Origin of the sequence: Nostoc sp. (assembly GCF_036917315.1) — a bacterium.
Classification (GTDB): domain Bacteria; phylum Cyanobacteriota; class Cyanobacteriia; order Cyanobacteriales; family Nostocaceae; genus Nostoc.
The window spans coordinates 67,102-91,335 of sequence record NZ_JBALDR010000061.1 but is presented as its reverse complement, the minus strand read 5'-3'; the positions used below and the strand labels follow the sequence as shown (position 1 = coordinate 91,335).

The window sequence follows — 24,234 nt, the reverse complement described above, 5'->3', positions numbered from 1 at the left end:
GTGTGAAGTATGTAGACACCCTTTGGGTGGCTTACCACAGGCTAGTATCAAATATTAAATTTTTGATTATTCATTCTTTCTTTGAAGTAGGGCATCTGCGATCGCACTTGCAATGGGTAAGTTTAAATCTTTTTCCAGCATTCCCCACTCCCCCAGAGGGTTGATTTCCAAAAAGACGTATTCGCCTGATGGTGTGACGATGAAATCTAACGCTCCAAACAACAGCCCAAATTTCCCCATAAAGGCTTTGAGACGGCGAACTACTTCATCAGGAAGCTGGTGATGTTGCCATGTGCCAACCTCAACACCTGGTTTACGCCAATCAACTTTGGCTGCTGCATACACATCTGCATTTAGCGCCCCCACAAATACATTACCATTCACATACACCACCCGTAATTCCTGTTGCTTTGGAATTTGCTCTTGAAAAACCATTGGGCAATAGCGCAGTGACTCAGCATCTTGTAAGTCTTCTTCTTTCACGATGCTGGTGTACAGAAAAAACGAAGAGTTAGCTTCCATACTGCGGGAAAGAGAAGTTAACAGCTTGCTCACCATTTTGCCGTTGACTTGCCCAAAAAACTCTCGTGCTGCTTGGGCTTTGTTGGTAACAAGAGTCTGAGGAATAACAAAACCTACTTCAGACGCAATCCGCAGTTGACGCAGCTTGTTACTTGCATAATCTATCCGCTCTAAATTATCTACCCATGTAGCTCCCTTGAGACTGTCCCAAAAACCATCTAATGTTGCAAGTGATTCTCTAACGCAAGCTTCTCGGAATTTTGGCGCTAATTCTTGGCTCAGTTGTGGTTCCCAAATCCGGCGCATCCATACAGCTTGCACCTGCTCTGTGCTGATAGAGCGGTTGTTATATTCTATAGTGTGGTAGCTTTTAGACTTGTCAAAATGTGCTGTTAATTGCACTTCTAGAGGAAACTTATCAGTATCTAGACGAAATGGTTGCACCCCTTTTTTTAATAAGGCTTCTGCCACTCTATCTATTGTGAAGAAATCACCACTGTGGGTGATTAATAAAACAATATCACGAGACAGGTGCATAAATATTATTTCAGAATAATTTTAGAAGGTAGCTATTAATAAATAGCAGACAAATTGCTTTTGATACCCAAAAATCTTTAAAGAATTTAAGGAACTAGAAAAAGCAATCACCTCCATGTTTGGAAAAGGTAATATGAAAGCGATCGCCTCCGGCGGGTGTTCTGCACCATCGCGTCTCTAAGAGTAGTTTTCAGTTATTTGATAACTGCTACTTTATTAAATTATGATTCAGCCAATTACAAGGTATCTTTCCGAGAAGAAAGGGCAGGAGGCAGGAGGTAAAGCTATTGCTATTCCTAGCATTCACGCTTGTAATTAAGTCCTAACCTATGTGGCTACGGCTATACTTTCAGATGTAGAAGAGTAAATAAATTATTTATCTTCCAAATCTGAAGGAAACTTGTAAGTCCAAGGAACTTCTGTCCCTTCAGTAGCTTGCTCTGACAAGAAACGCGCAAAGAATGGTACCGCTACAACATCCACTGTTTTGACTGTCTTTGTAGGCATAGAGTTTTCCTTAAAAAATTAACTTGTTTTTCAACTTAAATGTATATCATTAATTAAATATTTTTTCAAGGTCACTTAAGACAGTTAAGAAGTAATGATTCTAAGTAATTTAAGAAACTTAAGAAATTTAGGAAAGTTAAGTGGGCAGTTAATAGAAAATAACTGTCTTAACTGTCTTAACTGTCTTAAATTAATTGCTTTAAAGGCTGTTGCATTTTATCTAGAAAAATGAGACTATGCTTTAATTGAAATTATAAGTATGTTAATTTAAAGGAAACGAGTTGGTTTTAACAATAAATTCGTCTTTATCAAAAAAGGTAAAGTAATCAGTCATATCAGGAGTTAGTTATGCTGCGATCGCAGCCACACTTACAGCGCTGGGAACTCCGTTTGGTATCGTAGGAGGTATAAAGATGTTTGGTCTAATAACGGTTGTAGGAAATAGTCTAAGGGGATATGGAATTAAAGCCAGGACCAAGGCTATTTATGCAAATGTAGCAAGAGCGAATCTGTAAGATTGCTTCTCAAATAAATTAAAAATTTACTCATTATAGAAAAGTTTAAGCCTTGTTATATAAGTCAACTCATTTTTATCAAAGGTTCAGTAAGGTAATATTGATTTAAACAAATAGAATATTTAGGAAGATGTAGAAACTAATACAGTTAAAGAATTAGAGTTAGTTTTAGTGAGTTTAATTATGAACGATGAAGCAGAAATTATTAACATTAAGTCAGAGGCGATCGCCATTATTGGTATAGGGTGTAGATTTCCAGGAGCAAATAATTATAATGAGTTTTGGGAAAGTTTAGAGAAAGGAGTTAATAGTGTAACAGATATACCTCAAGAGCGATGGAATATTGATAATTTTTATTCTTCAAATATGGAACTTCCCAATACAAGTACTAGCAAATGGGGAGGATTTATCGAAGATGTAGATAAATTTGATGCTAAATTTTTTCAAATATCAGAGAGAGAAGCTCGGCGAATAGATCCTCAACAAAGGATCATGCTAGAACTGAGTTGGTCATGCTTAGAAGATGCTGGATATTCACCATTAGAATTATCAGGAAATAACGTTGGTGTTTTTATTGGTGTTTGTAATTTCGATTATAAAGAATTACAAGATAAGGGCGAATTTATTGAAGGATATAATTCTACAGGTACATATAGTTCTATTATTCCCAATAGAATTTCCTACTTTTTCAACTTTCATGGCCCTAGTATTCCTATAGATACTGCTTGTTCTAGCTCACTTGTAGCCATTCACCAAGCAGTGAATGCACTCAATCAAAATGAATGTGAGATGGCATTAGTTGGTGGTGTCAGTGTATTGTGTACACCGACTATCTATATTTCTCTTAGTAAATTAGGTATGTTATCACCTGAAGGTAAATGCAAAACCTTTGATGCTCAAGCAGACGGTTATGTGCGAGGTGAAGGGGCAGGTGTCATTTTATTAAAACCTTTGAAAAAAGCAGTTGAGGATAAAAATTATATTTATGGAATAGTTAAAGGGAGCGCCATAAATCATGGTGGTCATGCACGTACTTTAACCTCTCCCAATGCTTATTCTCAATCACAAGTTGTAAGGTCTGCATGTATAAAGGCAAATATTACACCTGATACAATATCTTATATAGAAGCTCATGGAACAGGTACGCCGTTAGGCGATCCAATTGAAATTAATGCTTTAAAACGAGCATATACACAACTGTATCAGCACTATGGTATTGAACAAACCGCAGAAAGCTATTGTGGATTAGGTTCAGTAAAAACAAATATTGGACATTTAGAATCAGCAGCAGGTATTGCCGGGATCATAAAAGTATTATTGGCAATGAAATATAAAAAATTGCCAAAAATTAACAACTTTCAGCAATTAAATCCTCGAATCAAGTTAGATGGTAGTCCCTTTTATATAGTTAAAGAAACAAAAGACTGGCAACATTTAAAGACGAAAGAAGGAAAAATTATTCCTAGACGAGCAGGGGTAAGTTCTTTTGGTTTTGGGGGTGTTAATGCCCATGTAATCCTGGAAGAGTCGTCAGTGCCAGAAGAAATAGTGATGACGAGAATTGAGCGTCCAAGCCACTTGATGGCACTTTCAGCGAAAACTGATAAGGCTCTAGAAGAACTAGCAAAAAGATATCAAATCTATTTAAAATCTGATTTGAAGATATCTCTAGCAGATATTTGTTACACTGCCAACACTGGGCGATCGCATTTTGACTACCGCCTTGCTATTGTGGCCGACTCTAGAGAGCAGTTGGTCGATCGACTCACTGCTTTCGTATCTGGAAAAGACACCGCCGACTTAATTAGCGATAAACCCGGCAAAAAGCCAGCAAAGATAGCCTTTTTATTCACTGGTCAAGGCTCCCAGTACATCAATATGGGTCGCCAACTCTACGATAGCCAACCCATCTTCCGCCAAACCATCGAGCAGTGCGATGAAATTCTCCGCCCTTATCTGAAGCATTCTTTGTTAGAAGTACTTTATCCTGTCCAAGCAGGCGAGAAAGAAGAATTTTCCCCTCTGCCCCTCTGCCCCTCTGCCCCTCTGCCTATTGATCAAACCGCCTATACCCAACCAGCATTATTTGCTTTTGAATATGCCCTGTATCAACTGTGGAAATCTTGGGGCATTGAACCAAATGTGGTGATGGGTCATAGTGTAGGCGAATATGTTGCGGCAACTGTCGCAGGCGTTTTCAGTCTAGAAGATGGACTTAAACTCATTGCCTATCGGGGACAGTTGATGCAGCAATTGCCTTCTGGAGGCGAGATGGTTTCACTGATGGCTTCAGAGTCAAGAGTGCGGGAAGTTATAGCGCCATTTCATGACACAGTGGCATTAGCAGCCATCAACGGCCCCGAAAGTGTAGTGATTTCGGGAGCTAGTGAATACATTGCTGCTATTTGTCAGCAACTGTCAACACAGGGGGTAAAAACGAAGCGGTTACAAGTCTCCCATGCTTTCCATTCTCCATTCATGACACCCATGTTGAAGGAGTTTGAGCAAGTAGCTAGTCAAATAACCTACAACCAACCCCAGATACCATTAGTCTCTAATATCACCGGACAAGTTGCTGACGAGAATATCAGCAGTGCACAATACTGGGTGAATCATATCCGGCAAACAGTGCGGTTTGCTGATAGTATGCAGACATTACATCAACTTGGGCATGAAGTCTTTTTAGAGGTTGGGCCTAAGCCAATTTTGTTAGGTATGGGTCGTGAGTGTTTGCCTGAGAGTATGGGTTTGTGGTTGCCTTCTCTGCGTCCGGGAGTGCCAGAATGGCAACAGTTGCTTTCAAGTTTGGGTGAGTTATATGTAGGTGGAATGGCAATAGATTGGTCAGGGTTGGATCGCGACTATTTCCGCAAGAAAGTTACATTACCCACTTATCCGTTTCAACGACAGCGCTATTGGATTGAGAATACACCCCCTAAACCTCAACGCCAACAAAACTCGACAAAACTGCACCCATTATTAGACAAAAAGCTTCAGTTGCCCTTAAGTAAAGAAATCCTGTTTGAGTCTGAATTCAGTAGCCAAACCCTACCGTTTTTAGTAGATCATCAAGTTTATAACCAAATTGTTGTGCCTGGAGCCTGTTATCTCTCCTTGCTATTGGGTGCAGCAGGATTGACTTTCGCCAATGAGTCATGTCTGTTAGAAAATATAGTTTTCCCTCAAGCATTGGTTATCCCCGAAGATAAAGCGCGCACGGTGCAGCTGGTGCTGTCTTTTGAGGAGAGTAGCGCATCTTTCCAACTCATCAGCTTTGATACAGTTCCGAATGGGAGTACTCAGGTAAGTCAGTGGCTAGTCCATGCCACAGGGAAAATCTCACAAGGCGTTAACATTACACCAGAAACTGTATTTCTCCAACAGATACAGACGCGCTGCACTCAACAAATAGCTGCTGTGGAAATTTCTCAAAGTTGGCAAAAGCGGCAGATTCAATTCGGTGCAAGCTTTCAGTGGCTTGATTGTGTCTGGTGTGGAGAAGGAGAAGCCCTAGCCAAGCTCAAATGGCTTGACATAGTAGATGATTTAGAGAAGTATCAATTATATCCAGGTCTTCTAGATTCCTGCTTGCAACTGACCAGCTTTTTCTTCCCTAGCGAAGACACTTTTGTACCTTTCGCAATTGAGAGTTTCCAATTTTACCAACGTCCCCAAAGTCAGCAGTTATGGTGTCATGCAGTACGATGTCTCCGACGGGCTACGCCTACGCAGTCTGAGAACTCTGATTCAGATAACCTTGTAGCAAATATCAGGCTATTTGATGCTAACGGGCAGTTGATTGCAGACATCAAAGGTTTTGAGGCTAAAAAAGCGACTCCTAATACTTTGTTGCAAAGTCTCCAGTTAGACTTCAAAGAAAATTCTGTAGAAAATTGGCTGTATGAAGTAGAGTGGCAACCTCAAGTGCGCTTTAGCAATGAGCAACTGTCTCCAAATTACCTGCCAGCACTTGCAGAAATTAGTCCTAAACTTCAGCCACAATATTCTCAATTGATGGCTGAACCACAGCTAAAAGTTTATGAAGCAGCAGTCAGTCAGTTAGAAACACTCAGTATTGACTATGTGCTGCAAGCCCTGACAGCAATGGGATGGAAACCGCAATTAGGGCAGCGCTTCACAACAGGTGCGATCGCTAACCAGTTAGGAGTAGTCAGCCAACATCAACGGTTATTCAAGCGACTACTAGAGATGTTAGCAGAAGTAGGGGTATTAGAAGCAAAAGCTTTGGAATGGCAAGTTATCCGCGAGCTAAAAGACAGCGATCCGCAAGCTAAATTAAATGCCCTGTTAACTCAATATCCAATAGCAATTGCTGAATTCACTCTTCTAGGACGTTGCGGGCCATCATTAGCTCAAGTACTAAGGGGCGAATGCGATCCTTTGCAATTGCTTTTTCCCGAAAACGACTCAACTACAGCCCAGTTATATGAGAATTCGCCACTGACAAAAGTAATGAATATTTTAGCTCAACAAGCCATAATTTCACTTGTCGAGCATTTACCAACTGGACGGGGATTAAAAATATTGGAAATTGGCGCAGGAACTGGTGGAACAACCTCTTACCTACTACCACATTTGTCCTGTGAGCAAACCGAATACCACTTCAGCGATATTGGGATCTCTTTTACCCAAAAAGCCCAAGAGAAATTCCAGGATTTCCCATTTATAAAATATCAAGTATTAGATATTGAAAAAGACCCCACAAGCCAAGGATTTGAAAAGCAGCAATATGATGTAATTGTTGCTGCCAATGTCTTACACGCTACCCAACATTTACAACAAACCCTCAAACACACCAAGCAATTATTAGCACCACAGGGCATATTAATTTTATTGGAAACAACTCAGCGTCAGCGTTGGCTGGACTTAATCTTTGGATTAACTCCAGGATGGTGGCGATTTAGCGATTTGCACTTGCGCCCAGACTATCCCTTAATTAGTGCTGCCCAATGGCAAGAAGTATTGCAAGAAACTGGGTTTATAAGCACAGTTAATATATCATCTACTCAACAGACTCAAAGCGTTTTATCAAGAGCAATGGTAATGTTGGCACAAGTACCACCATCACCAAATGAGTCGGTACAAGTTGAGCAAAAACATTGGCTGTTATTCGCAGATCGGCAAGGTATAGCGCAACAGTTAGCTGACAAGCTAGATACTCACTCACAACTTTGTACCTTGGTATTTGTTGGTGAGGAATATGAACAATTAGACCAGCAACAATTCAAAATTAACCCAAGCAACCCAGAACATTATCAAAAGCTATTACAGGCAATCAATAGCAAAACCTTAAGTTTATATGGTGTCATTTATTGCTGGAGTTTAGATACAGTTAAAGCAGCAGAACTCACCGCAACCGATTTAACTGCGGCATCTTTACTAGGATGTGGTAGCACCTTGCATTTAGTCCAGGCATTGACAGGGACTAATTTATCCGATCATCCTCGCCTCTGGTTAGTAACTCAGGGAGCAGTAGCGATCGCCAATCTAGAGGGAGTAGCGCAATCAAGCTTGTGGGGAATGGCAAGGGCGATCGCTACCGAACATCCAGAACTCAACTGTGTGCGGGTAGATTTAGCTCCAAAGGCAGATGCAAAAGTGGTGCAAGCCTTATTTGAGGAAATTTGGTTCCCGACTACAGAAGACCAGGTTGCCTTTACAGACCAACTGCGTTATGTCGCTAGGTTAGCTCGCTATCAGAAGCCTAAAGATTATTTAGAAACAGCACCCAAACCTCTAAGCTTCCGTGAAGATAGTACCTACCTGATAACTGGGGGTATGGGTGGTTTGGGTTTATTGGTAGCTCGTTGGATGGTGGAACGGGGAGCAAGACATTTGGTGTTAGTTGGGCGTAGTAGTGCAAGTGTCGCTGTTCATGAGCAACTTCAAGAATTAAAACAAGCTGGCGCTCAAGTAAATGTTATTCAAGCCGATGTGTCTGATGTCGAACAAATCACAAAAGTACTCTCAGAAATTGAGCGAACTTTACCACCACTGTGCGGAATTATTCATTCTGTTGGTGTTTTGGATGATGGCGTTCTACAACAACAAAACTGGCAACGCTTTGCAAAAGTTTTGGCTCCAAAAGTAGAAGGAGCTTGGCATCTGCATACTTTAACTCAGAGCCAGCCTTTAGACTTTTTTGTGATGTTTTCTTCTATAGCTTCTTTACTTGGTAATGCAGGTCAATCCAACCATGCGGCAGCCAATGCTTTTCTTGATGCTTTAGCCCATCATCGCCAGGCTCAAGGACTAGCAGGTTTGAGCATTAATTGGGGAGCTTGGTCGCAAGTAGGAGCCTTCGCAGAGCGTCAACTTGATGAGCAAACAAAAACGCGGGGTATTGGAACGTTTTCTCCAGAACAGGGATTAGTTGCTCTAGAGCAATTACTGTGTCAATCCTCTACTCAAGTTGCAGTTATGCATATAAATTGGGTGCAGTTTTTAGAAAAATCAAATTCAGTTTCGCCATTGTTCACTAACTTTTTACAAACTTCAGTAAAAACTGTGGTTATGCAATCTGAGGTGGTTGAACAAATCAAGACAACAAATATTACCAAGCGCCGAAAACTTTTGCAGGATCATATTTTTTTAGTAGTGGCTAAAGTCCTCGGTTGGCATCTATCAGAATCTATCGATCTACAAAAAGGCTTTTTCGAGTTAGGAATGGATTCACTAACTTCTTTAGATTTGAAAAATCACCTGCAAAAGAGTTTAAAATGCTCTTTGCCACTAAATTTAGTTTTTAAGTATCCTACTGTAGATTTGCTAACTGATTATCTATTGGAAGAACTTGGCTTAGATTCTGATGAGAAATCAGACAAAGAAGTTCAGGAGGAAAGTAATGAGCCATTTCAACTAGTAAATATCAAAAGTAGTAATAGGATTAAAATAGAATTATGAATTTATTAGAATTTTTACAAGACATTTCTTTTAAAGGAATTGAGTTAGGGCATGATGGAGAAAAATTACTAATAGATGGTTCCGAAAGTTTATTAACTCCTGATGTCATTGCTCAACTAAAACAGCACAAAACTGAAATTTTACAGTTACTGCGCGATCGCTCAGATATTTTAAATATTTATCCTCTTTCTTACGGTCAACAATCCCTGTGGTTTCTGTGGCAATTAGCACCTAAAAGCGCAGCCTATAATGTAGCTTTTACCTGTCGGATATGTTCACCGATAAATGTTACAACTTTACAAAAAAGTCTCCAAATTATTCTTGAGCGTCATCCACAATTACGTAGCAAGTTTTTTAAGCAAGATAATAATGTTGTTCAACAGATCCATCAAACTCAGTTCACAGATTTTCAGCAGATAAATGCCTCTACTTGGAGAGAGCAGGAGCTTGAGCAAAAAGTTTTTCAGGAATACCAACAACCCTTCAACATCGAAAATGACTCGATAATGCGGGTGCGTTTGTTCAGTTCCTCACAGCAGGAACATATCTTGTTAGTGACCATACACCATATTGCTGTTGATGCTTGGTCTGTACTATTACTAATAGAAGAGTTAATAACGGTCTATCTTGCACTAGAGTTAGGTGTTCAGCCATCTCTAACTCCTCTAAAGCACTCCTATATAGATTACGTTCGTTGGCAAAGAGAATTATTAACCAGTACTCAAGGAGAAAAACTGTGGAACTATTGGCAGCAAAAACTCGCAGGAGAGTTGCCTGTACTCAACTTGCCAACAGATAGACCAAGACCAGCGATACAAACCTATAACGGCGCTTCTTATAATTTCAAAATATCCCAAAAGCTCACAGAACAACTGAAAAAGCTAGCTCAAGCAGAAGGCGTGACCCAATACATAGTTCTGCTAGCTGCATTTCAGGTTCTCTTGTATCGTTACACGGGGCAAGAGGATATTCTGGTTGGTGCGCCCACATCAGGTAGAACTCAACCGGAATTTGTGCCACTAGTTGGCTATTTTGTCGATCCAGTGGTTATGCGGGCGAATCTTTCAGGAAATCCTAGTTTTCAAGAGTTTCTGGCTCAAGTTTGCCAAACAGTATCAGAAGCATTAGCACATCAAGATTTTCCCTTTGCTCTACTGGTAGAAAGATTGCAGCCACAGCGCGATCCGAGCCGTTCTCCTATCTTTGGGGCTGTATTCAACTTCCTTTTCCAGAACTTGGGGCAGTTTCAGCATACGCAACAACTGTGGTTAGGAGGTGAAGTAGATAAAGAAGGAATTAAACTCAAACCTTTTGAAATGCCTCAGATGGAGGGTCAGTTCGATCTAAATCTGACGATCGCAGAAGCAAGTTCTTCTTTATCTGGGATTTTTAAGTACAACACTGGCCTTTTTGATGCCAGCACTATCGAGCGGATGCTGGGGCATTTTGTGATCTTGCTGGAAGGAATTGTGGCCAATCCACAACAAAAGATTTCGCAATTGCCAATGCTTACAGAAGTTGAGCAACACCAGTTATTGATTGAGTGGAACAACACACACGTAGAGTATCGCCAGGATAAGTGTATCCATCAATTGTTTGAAGAACAGGTTGAGCGAACCCCAAATGCAGTAGCAGTTGTATTTGAAAATCAACAACTGACTTACCACCAGTTGAACTGTCGCGCTAACCAGTTGGCGCATTACTTGCAGTCTTTGGACGTGGGAGCGGATGTGCTGGTTGGGTTGTGTGTGGAGCGTTCGCTAGAAACAATCGTGGGAATATTAGGTATTCTCAAAGTGGGTGGTGCTTATGTGCCACTTGACCCAGAGTATCCGACTGAGCGTCTAAGCTTCATGTTAGAAGATGCTCAAGTTTCGGTGCTGCTGACCCAACAGCAATTAGTAGAGTCTATTCCCAAACATCAGGCGCGTGTCGTCTGCTTAGACAGCGACTGGGAAAAAATTGCTCAAAAAACCGAATCAAATCCGAAAAACCCCGCGACACCAAGTAATCTAGCTTATGTCATCTACACTTCGGGTTCCACAGGTAAGCCCAAGGGCGTTTTAGTAAATCACTCAAATGTAGTTCGTCTATTTGAAGCCACAGCAGCATCTTTTAGCTTCAATCAAGATGATGTCTGGACACTGTTCCACTCTTATGCATTTGACTTTTCCGTATGGGAAATTTGGGGAGCTTTACTGTATGGTGGACGACTGGTAGTAGTGCCTTATTTAGTGACGCGATCGCCCGAATCCTTCTACCAATTACTAGCTCAAGAACAAGTCACAATTCTCAATCAAACACCTTCAGCTTTCCGTCAATTAATTCAAGCCGAACAGTTAACAGCAACTACTGGCAATTTGAACTTGCGTTTGGTTATCTTTGGTGGGGAAGCTTTAGAACTCAAGAGTTTACAGCCTTGGTTTGAGCGTCATGGCGACAAGTCACCCCAATTAGTGAATATGTACGGGATTACGGAAACCACTGTACACGTCACTTATCGCCCATTGAGCAAAGTTGATTTAAATAGCACAGCCAGTGTAATTGGTCGTCCGATTCCCGACTTACAGGTGTATGTGCTGGATGAATATAAACAGCCAGTGCCGATTGGTGTTCCTGGTGAAATGTACGTTGGTGGTGCAGGGGTGGCGCGTGGCTATCTCAATCGTCCGGAACTTACAGCACAGAGGTTTATATCTAGTCCTTTTGACAATTCAAAATTATATAAAACAGGAGACTTGGCGCGGTATTTGCCCAATGGCGATTTAGAGTATTTAGGGCGCATCGATAACCAAGTCAAAATTCGCGGCTTCCGCATTGAGTTGGGAGAAATTGAGGCACTACTAGCGCAACACCCAGCTGTTTGGGAAAGCGTGGTGGTGATACGAGAGGATGAACTTGACGACAAACGTTTAGTAGCTTACGTAGTGCCGAAGGTAAAACAATCTTCTACAGCCGCAGAACTACGTCAGTTCCTAGCCAACCAACTCCCCAGCTATATGGTGCCAAACACTTTTGTGATGCTGGAATCCTTACCCCTGACATCTAACGGCAAAATAGACCGCCGCGCATTGCCAAAACCGGAGTTAGACAGCACACTGCTAGAAAAATTTGTCGCCCCACGCACCCCAATTGAAGAAATGCTGGCACAAATTTGGGCACAAGTGCTGAAAGTAGAGCAAGTAAGCATTTACGATAACTTTTTTGAACTTGGGGGACATTCGCTACTAGCAACCCAACTACTTTCACGCATTCGCACCAACTTGAAAGTAGAACTACCATTGCGTAGTCTGTTTGCCGCAGCAACACTAGCCGAATTGGCACAAGAGATAGGGCAGTTGCAGCAACAAAGCTTAGAAAAAACCTCTCTAGCCATCTTACCAAGAGCAAGGGATGCAGAATTACCACTGTCTTATGGCCAACAGCGTTTGTGGTTTTTAGACCAGTTCGAGCCGAACAGCGCCATCTACAACATACCTACAGCTTTGCATCTTCAAGGAACTCTCAAGGTTGCAGCCTTAGAACAAAGCTTGCGAGAAATTATTCATCGCCATGAAGCGTTACGCACCAACTTCATCACACTTGATGGAAAACCCTCTCAAATCATTCAAACACAAACAAATTGGACGTTCTCAGTTGTTGAGTATCAGCATTTATCTACAACTGAACAAGAAATTGCCACACAGAAATTAGCGCAACAACAACTTATTCAACCCTTTGACCTAGCAACTGAAGCATTAATTAGGGCGACATTAGTAGTGCTTAATAAGACAGAACACGTCTTGTTAGTGTGTATGCATCACATTGTCTCTGATGGCTGGTCAATGGATGTATTTGTTCAGGAGTTAGCAGCACTGTACAATGCTTATTCTCAAGGTAAACCGTCACCCTTACCACCATTACCGATTCAGTATGCAGATTTTGCAATTTGGCAAAGACAGTGGTTGCAAGGGAATGTACTGCAAAGCCAATTGAGTTATTGGCAAAAACAACTGGCAGATGCACCAGGTTTATTAGTGCTTCCCACAGACCGACCAAGACCTGCTGTGCAGAGTTTTGCAGGGGCATATCAACAGTTTGCACTTTCCAAGCAGCTAACTAGTGGGTTAATACAGTTAAGTCAAGAGCAAGGAGTTACCCTGTTCATGACGCTGTTGGCAGCTTATGATACTCTACTTTACCGCTACACAGGTGTAGCAGACATTTTGGTTGGTTCACCGATCGCAAATCGCGATCGCAGTGAAATTGAAGGGTTAATTGGCTTTTTTGTCAATACCTTAGTCATGCGTACCAACTTATCAGGCAATCCTAGTTTCTGTGAGTTACTGGGTCGTGTTCGGGAAATGGCAATGGATGCATACTCTCATCAGGATTTGCCTTTTGAAATGTTAGTAGAAGCATTACAGCCAGAACGGGATCTAAGCCATACACCACTGTTTCAGGTGGCCTTTGTCCTCCAAAATGCTCCCATGTCTCAATTGGAGTTGACTGGGTTAACCGTTAGTCCACTGGTAGTAGAAGGTACAACTTCCAGGTTTGATTTGACTTTATCAATGCAGAACACTGCTGCTGGACTGGTGGGGCTGTGGGAGTATAACACTGATTTATTTGATTCTAGTACCATTGAGCGAATGACGGGTCATTTTATGACATTGCTCGCAGGTATTATTACTAGCCCCAATGAGCGAATTTCGCAATTCCCACTGCTGACAGCAGTTGAGCAGCAGCAGTTACTTGTTGAGTGGAACTCTACTCAAGCTGATTATCCACCAGATAAGTGTATTCATCAGTTATTTGAGGAACAGGTGGAGTGTACACCGGATGCTGTAGCAGTGGTGTTTGAAAATCAACAACTGACTTACCACCAATTGAATGCCAAAGCTAATCAGTTAGCTCATTACTTGCGCTCATTGGGCGTACAAGCAGATGTGCTAGTGGGCATTTATATAGAACGCTCATTGGAAATGATTGTTGGACTGTTGGGGATTCTTAAAGCGGGTGGTGCTTATGTACCACTTGACCCAGACTATCCCCAAGAGCGTTTGAGCTTTATGCTTGAAGATGCTCAAGTTTCAGTGCTGCTGACACAACAACAACTTATTGAAAGGCTGCCTGAGCATCAAGCGCAAATTGTATGTTTAGATACTGACTGGCAATCTATTTCTGTATCAAGTCAGGATAATCCAATTACTGGTGTGCAAGATAGTAACTTGGCTTATGTGATTTACACTTCCGGTTCGACTGGAAAGCCCAAAGGAGCAATGAACACTCACTTGGGGATTTACAATCGCCTACTGTGGATGCAACAAGCTTATCAATTAACACCAGTAGATTGCATTTTACAGAAAACTCCTTTTAGCTTCGACGTTTCAGTTTGGGAGTTCTTCTGGCCATTAATCACTGGAGCGCGTTCAGTTTTGGCTAAACCAGGTGGACATAAAGATAGTGCTTACTTGGCCAACCTAATCCAGGAACAGCAGGTGACTACACTGCATTTTGTACCTTCTATGCTTCGGGCTTTCGTAGAAGAAGAAAGTGTAAAAAATTGTAGTAGCTTAAAACGAGTTATCTGTAGTGGCGAAGCTCTGCCTTTAGAACTCCAGGAACGCTTTTTCGCTCGGTTAGACTGTGAATTGCACAATCTCTATGGGCCAACAGAAGCGGCAATTGATGTCACTTATTGGCAATGCAAACCAGATACTAATCTTAGGACAGTGCCTATTGGTCGTGCGATCGCCAATACACAAATTTATATTTTAGATTCTCACTTACAACCAGTACCGATTGGTGTACCAGGAGAATTGCACATCGGTGGTGTGGGGTTGGCACGAGGCTACCTCAATCGCCCCGACTTAACCAATGAGAAATTTATCCCTAGTCCATTTAGTGACGATCTGCATTCACGGCTTTACAAAACAGGCGATCTTGCACGCTACTTAAGCGACGGTAATATTGAGTACCTGGGGCGTATCGACAATCAAGTTAAGCTGCGGGGCTTCCGCATAGAGTTGGGAGAAATTGAAGCCGCGCTAACACAACACCAGGCTGTGGGAGAAACTGTAGTCATCGCTCGTGAAGACGATCCTAACAATAAGCGTCTGGTAGCTTATATTGTCCCCGACCAAGAGTATGCCTTCCCAGTTTTGCAACTACTTCGTTTTAAAAACAAAGGTCTGCTGAATGAAGAGTTACTCTATGAGTTGCCCAATGGCATGGTGATTGCCCATTTGAATAAAAACGAAACAGAATTCGTCTACAAAGAACTTTGGGAGGAACAAGCTTATTTAAAACATGGTATTACCATCAATGAAGGGGATTGTATTTTTGATGTCGGTGCCAATATTGGTCTGTTCGCACTATTCGCAGGTCAAAGATGTAAAGATGTTTCTATTTACGCATTTGAGCCAATTCCACCTGTTTTTGATCTGTTACGCCTAAATACTCAGGGCTATGGCTTAAATGTAAAGCTATTTAATCTTGGTCTTTCGAGCGAGACAAAGAGTGACATTTTTACATATTATCCTCAAGTTTCCGTCATTTCCGGGCGCTTTGCAGATACCGATCAAGAGCGAGAGGTACTTAAATCCTTTTTGTTCAAACAACAAAATATTGGAGAAAATGACACAGGAGTATCTAGTCAGGCAATTGATGAACTTCTAGCAGAGAAATTGCAGAGTCAGCAATTCACTTGCCACTTAAGAACAATTTCTGATGTAATTTATGAGCATGGCATTGAGAAGATCGATTTGCTAAAAATCGATGTGGAGAAAAGTGAGCGGGATGTGCTTTCTGGCATCCAACAAAAAGATTGGCAAAAGATTCAGCAGATAGTTGTAGAGGTTCATAACATTAACGGTAGGTTGGAGGAGATTGCAGACCTGCTAAGAGAACATGGATACGACCTAACTATAGAGCAGGATGCTGTATTAGAAAATACTGGACTCTACAATATCTATGCCAGACGCCCATCCAGAAACCAGTATCAACGACAGGAGTCTGGTAGTACTTTAGTCAGTGATTCTGTAAAACCGACCTGGAGCAGTTCGAGTTTATTACTCAGTGAAGTTCGCTGCTTCCTGCAAAAGAAGCTACCCGAATACATGGTGCCATCAGCCTTTGTACTACTGGAGTCCTTGCCCCTGACATCTAACGGCAAAGTAGACCGCCGCGCACTGCCAAAACCAGAGTTAGATAGCAAACTGCTAGAAAAATTTGTTGCCCCGCGCACCCCAATTGAAGAAATGCTGGCACAAATTTGGGCACAAGTCTTGAAACTGGAGCAGGTAGGCATACATAATAACTTCTTTGAACTTGGGGGACATTCGCTACTAGCAACCCAACTGCTTTCACGCATTCGCACCAGCTTTAAAGTAGAACTAACATTACGTGAGCTGTTTGCAAAAGCGACAGTAGCCGAATTGGCGCAATCGATTGGGCAGTTACAGCAACAGGACTTAGAACTAACTTCCCCACCCATCTTACCAAGGGAAAAGGATGCACAATTACCACTGTCTTATGCTCAAACACGGCTATGGTTTTTAGACCAGTTAAAGCCGAACAGTGCCTTCTACAACATACCCGTAACTTTACGTCTAGTCGGAACTCTCAATCAAGTTGCCTTAGAACAAAGCTTACAAGAAATTATTCATCGCCACGAAGCATTACGCACCAACTTTATCACCATTGATGGAAAACCTTCTCAAATTATTCATACACAAACGAATTGGACAGTCTCAGTTGTTGACTGTCAGCATTTATCCACACTTGTACTGAGCGAAGTCGAAGTAAGCGAACAAGAAATAGCCGCACAGCAATTAGCTCAACAACAAGCTATTCAACCTTTTAACTTGGCAAGTGAAGCATTAATTAGAGCAATATTAGTAGTGCTTAATGAGACAGAATATGTCTTGAGTGTATGTATGCACCATATTGTCTCTGATGGTTGGTCGATGGATGTGTTTGTCCAAGAACTAGCAGCACTGTACGATGCTTATTCTCAATACCACTTATCACCTTTAGCGCCACTGCCGATTCAATACGCAGATTTTGCAATTTGGCAGAGAAACTGGTTGCAAGGAAATGTACTCCAAAGCCAACTGAGTTACTGGCAACAGCAACTAAAAGATGCACCAGCTTTATTGTCACTTCCCACAGACCGACCAAGACCTGCTGTGCAGACTTTCGCTGGCGCATATCAAAAGTTTGCACTCTCAGTTGAGTTAACCGATAAATTAGTAAAACTAAGCCAAGAGCAAGGTTGTACCCTCTTTATGACGCTGTTGGCAGCTTATGATACTCTACTTTATCGCTACACAGGACAAGCAGACATTTTGGTAGGGACACCGATCGCAAATCGCGATCGCAGTGAGATTGAAGGGTTAATTGGCTTTTTTGTCAACACTTTAGTGATGCGTACCAACTTGGCAGGCAATCCTAGCTTTAGCGAATTACTTAGTCGCGTTCGAGAAATGGCAATGGATGCATACTCTCATCAAGACTTGCCTTTTGAAATGCTGGTGGAAGCATTGCAGCCAGAACGGGATCTTAGCCACACACCACTGTTCCAAGTGGCGTTTTCCCTCCAGAATGCACCCATGCAGCAAGTAGAGCTTGCTGGGTTGACTGTCAGTCCATTAGTGGTACAAGGGACAACTGCTAAGTTTGATTTGGGTTTATTAATAGAGAACACTACTACTGGACTGGTAGGGTGGTGGGAACATAACACTGATTTGTTTGATGGCAGCACCATTGAGCAAATGACTGGTCATTTTCTAACCTTGCTTGAAAGTATTGTGGCTAATCCACAGCAACAAATTTCCCAATTGCCAATGCTTACAGAATATGAGCAACAGCAGTTATTAGTTGAATGGAACAATACTCAAGCAGACTATCCCCAAGATAAGTGTATCCATCAGTTGTTTGAGAGCTTTGTTGAGCGCACCCCCGAAGCAGTAGCGGTGGTATTTGAGCAGGAGCATTTGACCTATCGGGAATTAAATTGTCGTGCGAATCAATTGGCGCATTACCTGCAAACTCTGGGTGTAAAACCAGATGTGTTGGTTGGCATTTGTATAGAACGTTCAGTAGAAATGGTGGTATCCCTATTAGGGATTCTCAAGGCGGGTGGAGCGTATGTACCGCTTGACCCCGATTACCCAACTGAGCGTTTGAGCTTCATGCTAGAAGATGCTCAAGTTTCGTTACTGTTAACTCAGCAGCGACTCGTTGATAGATTGCCTAATTCTGAGGCGAAACTTGTCTGCTTAGATGAGGTATGGTCACAAATTACCCAAAACAATCAAGGTAATCCTGTCAGTGGAGCCAGAGCTTTTCATCTAGCTAATGTGATTTATACTTCCGGTTCAACAGGCAGACCTAAAGGCGTGATGGTTGAGCATAAGGGATTATGCAACTTAGCTCAAGCTCAGATTCAAACTTTTGGCTTGACTTGGGATAGTCACATTCTTCAATTTGCCTCTTTCAGTTTTGATGCTTCTATCTGGGAAGTCGTGATGGCTTTGGGGTCAGGTGCAACACTTTACCTTGGAACAAAAGACTCTCTATTACCAGGAAAGCCATTAATTAAGCTATTACGTGATTATTCTATTACGCATATCACGCTACCACCATCGGCGTTAGCAGTTATGCCTGAGTCGGAACTTCCGGCACTGCAAACAATAATTGTAGCCGGAGAAGCCTGTTCTGCTGAATTAATCAAGCAATGGTCTGTTGGCAGAAACTTCTTCAACGCTTACGGGCCAACAGAAGCTACTGTCTGTGCCACGATAGCTACGCTAGCCACAGGCAACACAAAATTCAATGATGACGAGAAAATAACTATTGGTAGCGCGATCGCCAATACACAAGTCTACATTTTAGACGAAAATTTACAACCAGTGCCGATTGGTGTGCCTGGAGAGTTACACATCGGTGGTGTGGGGTTAGCCAGAGGCTACCTTAACCGTCCAGAGTTGACACAAGAGAAATTCATCTCCAATCCGTTTGAGGAGATAGGAAAGAGTAAATTATATAAAACTGGAGATTTGGCGCGTTACTTACCAAACGGCAACATCGAATACTTGGGAAGAATTGATAATCAAGTAAAAATACGCGGTTTCCGCATTGAGTTAGGCGAGGTTGAAGCAATACTGAGCCAAAATGGTGATATACAGACATGTTGTGTCATCGCCCGTGAAGAAATTCCAGGTAATAAACGCTTAGTCGCCTACGTAGTACCGCATTCACAGGCGACTTGTACTGAGCCTGTCCTGAGCGTAGCCGTTGGCGCAGCCTCTCGTAGAGAAGGGCGGAGTCGAAGTACACCCACAACCAGCGAACTACGACAGTTCCTTTCCAATAAACTGCCTGGGTATATGGTGCCAGCCGCTTTTGTGATACTGGAGTCCTTACCCCTGACACCTAACGGCAAAGTAGACCATCGCGCTCTACCTGACCCAGATTTACATCAGGAACTATCAGATTATGTAATGCCAAATACAGAAGTAGAAAAAATCATTGCTGGTATTTGGCAAAAAGCGCTAGAAGTAGAAAATGTGGGAGTTTACAATAATTTCTTTGAACTAGGAGGTCATTCGTTATTACTAGTACAAATTAATCAGCAATTGCAAGAAAAATTTGGTTTAGAATTGTCAATAGTTGATATGTTTAATTACTCAACTATACATACTTTAAGCGAATACTTGAATACTAAATTAAATCAAGAAGATACGTTTACAGAAAAGAGTTCTCGTATTCAACCACATAGTGACAGCAAATCTTTAAGAAACCAACAATTACAACTTAGACAACAGCATCGTTCTCAGAAAAAAAGGTAAAAAAATGAAAGTAGATTCAATTAATAACAATAATGATCTAAACAATTCTGAGATAGCAATAATTGCTACTGCCGGACGGTTTCCAGGAGCAAAAGATATTGAATCTTTTTGGCATAACCTACGTGATGGTGTAGAGTCTATCTCCTGGTTGACAGATGAAGAATTGATAAATTCTGGTATTTCTCTAGATTTGCTGAGTAATTCTAATTATGTGAAAGCTAGTGCTGCTTTATCAGAAATTGAATTGTTTGATGCAAATTTCTTTACTTATAGTGCGAAAGAAGCTGAGTTAATAGATCCACAACAACGCCTATTTTTAGAATTAGCTTGGGAAGCTGTAGAAAAAGCTGGTTATGACCCACAAACTTACAACGGTTTAATCGGGGTTTATGGTGGTGTGGGGATAAATAGTTATTTGCTCAATAATCTCTATCCTCATCATCAATTATTAGAGACATTTAGCCTTCTCCAATTGGGAATTTCCAACGATAAAGATTTTTTGCCGTCACGAGTTGCTTATAAACTCAACTTGACAGGGCCAGCCGTAAATGTACAAACTGCCTGTTCTACTTCTTTAGTTGCTGTTCATTTAGCTTGTCAAAGCCTATTAAATGGTGAATGTGATATGGCTTTAGCTGGTGGAGTTTCTATCAGCATTCCCCAAAAAAGAGGTTACTTGTATCAAGAGGAAATGATTCTTTCTCCTGATGGACACTGCCGTGTTTTTGATGCTCAAGCACAAGGAACTCTTGCCGGTAGCGGTGCTGGGATTGTGGTATTGAAAAGATTAAAGGATGCAATAAGCGATCGCGACCACATCCATGCAATTATTAAAGGCTCGGCGATCAATAATGATGGTGCAATCAAAGTTGGCTACACTGCTCCCAGTGTGAGTGGTCAAGCAGCAGTCATTAGCGAAGCTCAAGCTATAGCTGGTGTAGATGCCGAAACAATTTCCTATATTGAAGCTCATGGTACAGCTACACCTTTAGGAGATCCGATTGAAATCGCAGCTTTAACTCAAGCTTTTAGTCAAACTACCGATAAAAAAGGCTTCTGTGCTATTGGTTCAGTAAAAACCAACTTTGGACATTTGGATACAGCAGCAGGTGTCACAGGTTTGATTAAGACTGCATTAGCACTGGAACATCAAATGCTGCCTCCTAGTTTGCACTTCGAGACACCTAATCCCAAAATTGATTTTGCTAACAGTCCTTTTTACGTCAATACAACCCTGACTGAATGGAAAACAAATGACACCCCTCGCCGTGCTGGAGTTAGTTCTTTTGGTATGGGGGGGACGAATGCTCATGTGATTTTGGAAGAAACTCCTTTGTTAGAGCAAGGGAGCAGGGGAGCAGGGGAGCAGGGGAGAAATTATCAACTTTTGGTACTTTCTGCTAAGACTGCAACTGCACTGGAGAAGGCGACAAATAATTTAATCACGCATTTAAAAGAGCATCCAGAACTCAACTTAGGCGATGTAGCTTATACCCTCAATAGTGGTCGCCGGGGTTTTAATCATCGACGGATATTAATTTGTCAAGACTTAGAAAATGCTGTCAAAAATCTCAGTAGTTTAGCAGCCCAACAAGTTTTCACCAACTATACAGAGATTACAGAACGACCTGTTGTCTTTATGTTTCCCGGTCAAGGTTCTCAGTATGTCAATATGGCGCGGGAAATTTACGAAACTGAGACAGTATTTAAAGAACAAGTTGATTATTGCTCAGAAGTTCTTAAACCCTTACTAGGGCAAGATTTACGTCATATTCTTTACCCCAGTGACGAAAAGATTGATGAGGCATCGCAGCAACTTCAACAAACAGCGATCGCTCAACCTGCTATTTTTGTAATTGAATACGCCCTAGCTAAATTATGGCAGTCTTATGGAGTGGAGCCACAAGCTGCGATCGGTCATAGTATTGGCGAGTATGTAGCAGCAACTCTAGCAGGAGTTTTTTCCCTAGAAGATGCTTTATCTCTAGTAGCAGCACGCGGACAGATGATGCAGCAACTTCCTAGTGGGGCAATGCTTTCTGTTCCCCTGCCCGCAGAGAAAGTAAAATCCCTATTAGGATCGGAACTTTCTGTTGCAGCGATTAATCAACCCTTGCAGTGCGTGGTTTCCGGTTCTATAGCAGCAATAGAGGCACTACAAAATCAGCTAGCTACTCAAGGGATTGAATGTCGCCGTCTGCATACTTCTCATGCTTTTCATTCGCAAATGATGGAACCAATCTTAAACGCATTTGCAGAACGAGTAAAACAAGTTACCTTAAATCCCCCAAAACTTCCTTATATTTCCAACCTGACTGGTACATGGATTACAGTCACACAAGCCACAAATCCTGACTATTACGCTCAACATCTGCGTTCCACAGTGCTTTTTGCCCAAGGTGTAGAGAAATTATTGGCAACACCTGAGCAAATCTTACTAGAAGTGGGGCCAGGACACACACTGACTACATTAGCTAAAAGGCATCCAGAGAAAGCAGCCGCACAAACGGTGTTGACTTCGGTACGTCATCCTCAAGAAAAGCAATCCGATACTCGTGTTTTATTCAATACATTAGGTCAACTCTGGCTGGCTGGAGTCAATATAGATTGGTTTGGATTCTATAGTCAGGAGGAATATTATCGTCTTCCCTTACCGACTTATCCCTTTGAGCGCCAACGTTATTGGATTGACCCCCCACAAAAAACAGCTTGGGGGCAGTTGCAAACCTTACCCACAACATCACAATTGTGGACATCGCTCATAGAAGCAGGCCAGAATCAAGCAAGTGTTAGAAATGGAGAACTCAACGAGTTAACATATCAAGAGAACAGACAGTGGTTGGATCGTTTATGTACAGCCTACATCAACTCTGCATTCAAGCAATTAGGGGCTTTTAAGAATGCCGAAGAAAAGTATTCTTTAGAGAATTTGTTAACGCAATGCCATATAACTCCTCGTTATCAACAATTAGTGTGTAGATGGTTGCAAATATTAGTAGAGCAAGGACAATTACAGCAACAAGAGGGGTTATTTACTGGATTAGTGCCATGTTCGCAAGATTTAATTCATGAACTTTTAGAAGAAGTCAGAGTGAGAATGGCTGCTAAATCTCTAACAGTAGATTTAGTGCAGCGTTGTGGTAAAAATTTAGCTGCCGTTGTTGTTGGTGAACAAGAACCCTTAGAGTTTTTCAATGAACTGATTTATCAAGAAGAAAACAACGGTTCAAATTCAGAATTGGCATTACTAAATTACTACAACTCTATCTTGCGCTCAAGCCTGGAACAAGTGGTCAAGTCATTGCCATCATCAGTTCACCTGAGAGTTCTGGAAATCGGCGCGGGTACTGGTATGTCTACGCAAGCATTACTACCTGTGTTGCCTTCAAAACAAACCAACTATACTTTTACTGATATTGGTAGCGGCTTCCTGACTAAAGCGCAACAGAAATTTAACGAATACCCATTTGTTGAATATCGATTACTAGATATAGACAAGTCTCCAACTGAGCAAGGATTTGAAAAGTGTAGCTTTGATATCATCATTGCCTCTAATGTGTTGCACGCAACTCGGAACATAGATCAAACACTCCACCATGTACGCTCTTTATTAGCTCCTGGCGGTTTCCTATTAGTGTGGGAAATTACTCAGCCGAAAATAGACTTTGATATCACTTGGGGTCTGCTGTTGAAACTTTTAGATGATAATAGACGCAGCCCAGGTCAGCCTTTTATTATCAAAAATGAGTGGTTTGAAGCATTACGCGCTCAAGATTTTGTCCAAGTTGCTGCTTTTCCAGAAACTGAAGCATTTGAGCATAAGATTATTATGGCTCAAGCTTCTATACCAGTCGCGTTTAGCACAAAGTTTGGACAAAAAGAGACTGACCAAAAATCACAGCTTTCATTACAAAGAAAGTCGGATAATTTTCAGCCAGAAAAATTATCTGCACTCCACTCAAGACCCGATTTGCCAAATTCATATATAGCTCCCCGCGATGAAATTGAGCAAAAAATTGCTGATATCTGGCAAGAATTCTTGGGGATCAAACAAGTGGGAATAAATGACAACTTTTTTGAATTGGGAGGAGATTCCTTAGTAGCTGTTCAGGTTTTGTCCCGATTACGAAATATTTTTTATATCAAATTATCTCTAGCAAGTTTGTTTGAGTCTCCCACAATAGCTGAAATAGCATTAAAGCTAGAGAAACAACATCCAGAACCAGATATTAACTTAGGTGCAATTGATAGAGAAGAAATAGCAATATGAACCGTATCCAATAATTTTGGATTTTAGATTAAGAAATATTTTCAATCTAAAATTCAAAATCTAAAATTGAAAGACCTTTTGTAATCTTTCAATCCAAAATCCAAAATTTAAAATCTAAAATTCG

The 24,234-nt window shown here is 41.5% G+C and carries 5 protein-coding genes; 3 read left to right on the top strand and 2 right to left on the bottom strand.

All coding sequences use genetic code 11. The annotated features are described in order from the left end of the window. Nucleotides 1-66 precede the first annotated feature (66 nt). Nucleotides 67-1,059 (bottom strand): MvdC family ATP-grasp ribosomal peptide maturase, encoded by a 993-nt coding sequence (locus V7K84_RS28660; protein WP_334843203.1) that lies wholly within the window; start codon nt 1,057-1,059, stop codon nt 67-69. A 372-nt stretch (nt 1,060-1,431) separates the two neighbouring features. Continuing rightward, complete coding sequence (locus tag V7K84_RS28655) at nt 1,432-1,566, bottom strand: microviridin/marinostatin family tricyclic proteinase inhibitor (protein ID WP_334843201.1); 135 nt, start codon at nt 1,564-1,566, stop codon at nt 1,432-1,434. Nucleotides 1,567-2,264: 698 nt separating this feature from the next. Here V7K84_RS28655 and V7K84_RS28650 point away from each other — a divergent pair. The 3 genes from V7K84_RS28650 to V7K84_RS28640 are packed head-to-tail and all read left to right on the top strand — an operon-like array spanning nt 2,265 to nt 24,110. After that, entirely contained in the window at nt 2,265-9,005 is a 6,741-nt protein-coding gene (locus V7K84_RS28650) for an SDR family NAD(P)-dependent oxidoreductase (protein WP_334843198.1), read from the top strand. After that, entirely contained in the window at nt 9,002-19,840 is a 10,839-nt protein-coding gene (locus tag V7K84_RS28645) for an amino acid adenylation domain-containing protein (protein WP_334843196.1), read from the top strand. Before V7K84_RS28650 ends, V7K84_RS28645 begins: the two co-directional genes overlap by 4 nt. Before the next feature lie 4 nt (nt 19,841-19,844). Beyond that, the gene (locus V7K84_RS28640; protein WP_334843193.1) at nt 19,845-24,110 is read left to right on the top strand and encodes a beta-ketoacyl synthase N-terminal-like domain-containing protein; all 4,266 of its coding nucleotides are present in this window, start codon (nt 19,845-19,847) and stop codon (nt 24,108-24,110) included. Nucleotides 24,111-24,234: the final 124 nt, after the last annotated feature.

Coding starts and splice junctions, on each gene's coding strand:
- V7K84_RS28650 (WP_334843198.1), top strand. CDS start 2,265: ATGAACGATGAAGCAGAAATTATTAACATTAAGTCAGAGGCGATCGCC.
- V7K84_RS28640 (WP_334843193.1), top strand. CDS start 19,845: ATGAAAGTAGATTCAATTAATAACAATAATGATCTAAACAATTCTGAG.
- V7K84_RS28655 (WP_334843201.1), bottom strand. CDS start 1,566: ATGCCTACAAAGACAGTCAAAACAGTGGATGTTGTAGCGGTACCATTC.
- V7K84_RS28645 (WP_334843196.1), top strand. CDS start 9,002: ATGAATTTATTAGAATTTTTACAAGACATTTCTTTTAAAGGAATTGAG.
- V7K84_RS28660 (WP_334843203.1), bottom strand. CDS start 1,059: ATGCACCTGTCTCGTGATATTGTTTTATTAATCACCCACAGTGGTGAT.